Source organism: Micromonospora sp. H61 (genome assembly GCF_018070325.1).
Taxonomy (GTDB): Bacteria; Actinomycetota; Actinomycetes; order Mycobacteriales; family Micromonosporaceae; genus Micromonospora; species Micromonospora salmantinae.
In genome coordinates this window covers 1-5390 of record NZ_JAGPXY010000136.1, presented here as the reverse complement: position 1 = coordinate 5390, position 5390 = coordinate 1, and the positions used below count along the sequence as shown (strand labels likewise).

At 62.6% G+C, this 5390-nt stretch carries 4 protein-coding genes and 1 pseudogene; 4 read left to right on the top strand and 1 reads right to left on the bottom strand.

The window, feature by feature from the left end; genetic code table 11:
- Positions 1–1038 (top strand): annotated as a pseudogene (locus KBX08_RS32015) (hypothetical protein); the annotation flags it as partial.
- A 402-nt stretch (positions 1039–1440) separates the two neighbouring features.
- Here KBX08_RS32015 and KBX08_RS32010 read toward each other — a convergent pair.
- Positions 1441–2349 carry a hypothetical protein gene (locus KBX08_RS32010; protein ID WP_374101979.1) on the bottom strand — a complete coding sequence of 303 codons (909 nt, stop codon included), beginning with the start codon at positions 2347–2349 and terminating at the stop codon, positions 1441–1443.
- Between the two features lie 428 nt (positions 2350–2777).
- Between KBX08_RS32010 and KBX08_RS32005 the strand changes: the two genes are divergently transcribed.
- The 3 genes from KBX08_RS32005 (at position 2778) to KBX08_RS31995 (ending at position 5036) form a co-directional block, all read left to right on the top strand.
- Positions 2778–3530 carry a hypothetical protein gene (locus KBX08_RS32005; protein ID WP_210787495.1) on the top strand — a complete coding sequence of 251 codons (753 nt, stop codon included), beginning with the start codon at positions 2778–2780 and terminating at the stop codon, positions 3528–3530.
- Between the two features lie 228 nt (positions 3531–3758).
- A complete protein-coding gene (locus KBX08_RS32000) occupies positions 3759–4229 on the top strand; it encodes a hypothetical protein (RefSeq protein ID WP_210787494.1) in 471 nt (156 codons plus the stop codon).
- Positions 4230–4385: 156 nt separating this feature from the next.
- Complete coding sequence (locus tag KBX08_RS31995) at positions 4386–5036, top strand: hypothetical protein (RefSeq protein WP_247670422.1); 651 nt, start codon at positions 4386–4388, stop codon at positions 5034–5036.
- Positions 5037–5390: the final 354 nt, after the last annotated feature.

Below are 5390 nucleotides of genomic sequence, written 5' to 3'. Positions count from 1 at the left end.
GCCGTCACCTTCAACGGGGCCGCCCACCCCGACCACCTAGTTGGCGGCTTCTACGCAGGCATGTCCGCCCTCGGATACCTCGTCTGGCTGATGCACGCCGGCAACCAGCGCCGCGACCGCCTGCGCGTCACCGGGGGCCTGCCGCCCACACCACCCGCCTACGAGGTGTTCGGGCACTGGATCTGCCACCCTCTCGTCACTTCTCGGGCGCGGTCCATCGCCAAGGCTAACGGCCTCGACCTGTACGAGTCCCTTGCTGCGGCCCGCACCGCGATCGCCCGCCGACGCCGCGACGCCGCAATCGCCAAGGTGCTCCATCGCAAGATCAGAATCGCCGTGGACCCCTCCACCGCCGACATCGCCGTGCACGTGTACGACCTGGACGAGATCGCCGCACGCCTCGCAGCCACGGCCGACTACAACGGGCTGACCGGGCTCCTGGCCGCTGACCTCGCCCCGGAGCGGATCATGGCGGCTCATAGTTTCCGTCACCGCCGTCGCTGGTTCAGGCAAGAGCGCCTCGCCGACACACCACCGGCGCCTGAGCCCACCCCCTCCGCGCCGCAGGCGCCCACCGCGTCGGTGGCGGACACGCCTCGCGACGACCGGCAGGAGCCGAAACCAGAGCCAGAGAAGGACCCTGAACCGGCCCTGAGCGGCCACCAGCAGAGTGCCAAGAGCAGCGACGCCGGCCCGCCTGAAGCTCAGTCCCCGGACGACCCGGCCGACGCGAGACTGGCAGACAGGACCGTGGACGACAAGGACATCCTCGGCGCGAACGCCAACGAGGAGACGGACGACGGCGATCAGAATGCTGCCGCCGACGACGCCAACGACGACGAGGACTCGGAGGTGCCCCGGGGAACCGCGCAGGCAGTGGCCTACTGGCTGCGCAAGGAGCCGAACCTGGACCCTGAACTGCTCGCCGAGAGGATCGGCAAGTCACTGCGATCGGTCTACCGATACCTGCCGCCGGACTACCCCCGCCGACCGGGGATCGCCAGGCGACGGACCCGACGCCAGCCCGGTCCCGCTTGACGCGCGAGCCACAGCGAGTGACGTCAACAGGCGCCACGCCCGCCCGACAAACGAGGAAAGAGCCGCATTTTCTACTCGAGAGCCCGGAGGTGGGCTAACACCGCGGCAGGGAGACCAGTACAGGATGTGGCCCTCTTTGTGGGATGGCCGACACGAGGTAAGCGACAGGCGACGGATTCTGCTGCTGCTCAGCGGTATCAGGCCTGCTGTCGGCGTACCGGCTCCCGTGCAGAGACAGATCCGGCTTGACGTACAAGGCCTCACCGGGGCAGGCGACCTTGGTGGTCGGCTGCCTTGACGGTTGTGCGACTGACCAGCATGCCCGGTCGATGACGCTGCGTGACGGGCGTCCAGTCGACATCTCCACGCGGCATCCGCTTCTGCCGAGGAGAGTGCATCTGATCATGTCAAATCCGGCCTGCGCTGTCGCAGGTCACTACCGGCGAATCGGAGGCGGAACAGTCGGGGCCCACGCATCTGAAATCGCTCCTGCCCATGCGGGTCCCAATAAATGTCTAGATGCCCGCCCAGCTCCCCTTTAGCGGCCAGCGACTGAGCAAGGCGGTCAGTTTCCGCTAGGGCGATCTTCTCCACTGAGGTTGGCAGTGTCAGCCTCAGCGAGTATCGCTCCCTTCCTTCTCCGATGGGACGAATCACCCAGGTGCGGGAAAGTTCACCTTCGTGTCGTCTGTCCACTGATAGCGAGACTCGGTGAGTCGGATTCTGGATCGCGAATGCGAGAAACATTTCCAGGTTGTCCGGACGGACAAGCAAAACCTGATGACCAGCCGGGAACGCGAGCAGCGCCCCGTTGACGACCTCGCCAAATCGTGTCTTTAATGTCATTACGGAATCCTGAATGTCGAATCCGCCCAGGTCATCCTCGTATAAATTAATAGTCGCATCGCGTGGCATTGTCCCTAACTCCAACCGCAAGTCCCGCCGAAGTGAGCGGATGGGAAAACGATCTACATGTCTGGATGCAACGCGAACGAGCTCTTCTGCAGAGGCCATAACCATGCTCACGAAATCTGACCACTCGGGACCGGATAGATCGACGATGTTGATCTGGTGCGCGAGCGCGTAGTCCTGAGCGGGTGCAGAGAACCCGCTCGTAGAAAAAAGTCCATACCGATACAGGCGTCGAACGCGGTTCTTGGAGTAGCCGACCATCCAAGCTTCATTTACATCGTTGAGGGTACCAACGGCATTTCGCAATGCTGGTAGCCCAACTCTTTGGCCGCGGGCCTTCGCCTCAACGAAGAGTCTCAATGGCTGACTGAAAGCGGGAACGATGGAGAACTCGCCCAAGACGTCGACCTGGTGATCCCCGCCCCTTCCCCTAACCAGGAGATCACCGGTACGTGGGCTTTCCTTCAAGTCAAACCTATCTTGACTCTTCTGCACCAAAAGCCGGTATCCGGAGCTTTGGATGAGACTCGCAATAAACTCTTCAAGCAGGTATCCCGCCAGGACATCAGGCCTGATCAACGGACTAACCTCCGGTTGCACCTGAGCCTATCGGACGCCGCGAGAGCCTACTCCCGAAGCCTGGGACTTTCAGATCCTCACGCCCTACCCTGCAGACGACCGTGCGTCATGTGCACCCGGCTGTCCGCAGTTGGCGGTGCACGGACGTGCCGAGATTAGGCAGCCTCAGCAAGGCATCCCCATGAATGTTGCGGTGCTGTACTAGTATCCACTGTTGACGTGCTTGCCGTCAATCTGGGGAGTGGCCCGTGACAGCGTCTGAGGCGGATCTGCGCAAGTACCACTACGCCAACTATCGGAGCGTCTCGCAGGCCCTGACACATATAGAACGTGCCGGCAAAATGGCGATTAGGCGCAATGAAGTAGCGGCGATTAGGTCTTTGGTTCAGACCCAAATGCTCCTCGTTGCCATTAAGGCCGAGGCTCGATTAATGAAGCTCTTGTATCTACCGAACGGGTTCTCCGATACCCAGCGATCTACGGTGCTTGCCCAACCTTCAGTCTACGAGCGATGGGTCTCCGCAGTGGATATCGGATACCGTTCCGCATTCGGTATCGCCACTGGTGTAGATGTCACCTACAAGCTTCTGCATGACGACGTCGCCCGTTATGCAACGATCCAACGGGTACTTGAAACGCGACTGCGCCCAATAATAGGCATTCGGAACAAGCTTGCGCATGGCCAGTGGTCACGGCCACTGAATCAGGACAAGTCCGATGTTGATCAGGATTCGTGCCGCTTTATCGCCCAGGAGAACGTGTGGACTCTAATCCTGCGAGACGATGCACTCGAGGGAATCGCAAATATTGTTGGGGATTTGATGCAGTCAAGGAGGCTCTATCAGGCGCGGTTTAACCTCCACTACAAGAGGGTGCAGCGCGTTGATAGGGTCCTCACGGAGAAGTCGTACGAAGAGTGGGTGAGGCGCCTTCAGGCTAGCTATCGCTCCGGACTTGAGATGATGCGAAGCAACCTCGACAAGGCAGTGCGTTCGGACTGATCATGTCGGCGGGGCCTGCGAAGATTGAACGGCACCGTCCGAAGTCAGAGGGCTCGCGGCCTGGACGGCTTGTCCGACTCCATTATGACCTCCTCCGCCGGAGATTATCAGTGGCGCCTCGCGCCATCCGCTTCTGCCGCGATCCGCGGGGCACGCAGCGTGACGGCTGGAGCTGCCGCTCGCCATTTGGAACTGCCGATGAGCGGGCACACCGACTAGCGTGCACACATGGCCGAGTCTTTGGACCTCTCGAGTCCGGCTTCGCGTCGGGAGGCGCTCCGGATGGTTGACGTAGATGATCCTGGCCCTTACCACGCGATGCTCCGAGAGATCTTCGACCACGAAAGGGCGTGGCGCGAAGGCCCGGACGTGGGCGAGAGCGACGAGTACGAGCAGGTCTACGTAACGGCCTTTCTTCTGTTCCTTATCGGCGATCCCGCGGACTCGCCCCGCCTGTATGGGGCGAAGTTCCGCACGGGCGACATGGACCTAGGCATCGGCTTCGACGCCCAGGCCATCTTCGGAGCGGGCCGGGGCGACACGCTTCAGTGGCTCCTGGAGAACGGATACACCGACGAGCACGCGCGTCTGTCTGAGTGGTTGTCGCAGTCGGAAGACCCGAAGATCGAAGACTGGGCTCGGCACGTGCGCGGTTACTTCTACTCGCCGGACGGTGTGCTGCTCCTGGATCCGCTCTAGACACGCCCTGGCGAGGAGGGTCCGTCCGCGCTTGCCGCGATCCGCGCGGCACGCAGCGTGACGGCTGGAGCTGCCGCTCGCCATTCGGAACTGCCGATGAGCGGACGCTCAGCTCCCTGACTGGTGGGCGAAGGTGACCCTGGCATCATCGGAGCGATGAGCGACTGGGAGCACTTCGTCCACGAGGTTCCGTGTTTCCGTCCCGGCGAGAGTGCCGTCGTGGGTGAGGCGCAGCTGTGGACCCGCGGATCAATCGACGGCTTGCCTGAACTCTCTACGCTGCTCGCCTCAACGACCCTCACCCCCGTCTCCGTCGGAGGCGACGCCTACGAGTTGCTGGCATGGGGATCATCGGACGATCGACGGGGATGGCTCTGCCGCCCGCCCCACGACGTGGACAGCGACTCCGTCGCCTGGACCCATAAGAACTTCTGGAAGCTCTGCGGCGGGATCGTCGAACGGTTCCGCGAGCCCGACACCTGGTGGAACAACCAGAACGAGGTGCTCACGGTTGACGCGACGCACGTCCGAGTCGCCGATGTGGTCACCGACTACGCATGGCTATGGGAAGACGACGGCCTCGAACTCTCCATCAATCCCGACGAGTACTATGCCGTCGCCGTGGAGGCCAACGGGAATCTGACGCTGGCGCATCGCGACGACGGCCGGCTCCTTCTCTTCGCACCAGACCATGCGTTCGTGAATGTCACGCCGTTGGCCGGCTCCCCGCCGTACTCGCTGCTTACGATCGATCATGTGCCCAACCTCGCGGCCTGGATAGAGGTATGTGCCGCGGCCTGGCGATAGCAGTTGGCCGACGAGCGTCCGCATCTGCCGCGTTCCGGGCACGCATGCGTCTGCGATGGGGTATCCGAGCGTAGCCCGACGGAGTGACTCCGCATGAGTGGCGAGGGAACTCGGGTCGAACCATCCTGGGCCCCGTCGTCATGTGGATCTTTCTACGTAACGGCGTACCTACCTATGTACTCCGATCTGTACGCCGACAGCTGCCCTCGCTGGTGCTGCCACCTTTGTGGACCAGCGGTTCGGCCGTACCCGGGATCCGGCGCCTGGGGGCGTCCGGATCCCGGGCGGCGCCGCTTGGTCGCGCTACATCTGGGCGATCAGTGGCTGTGCCTGAGGTTCGAGGCTGTACCCGCT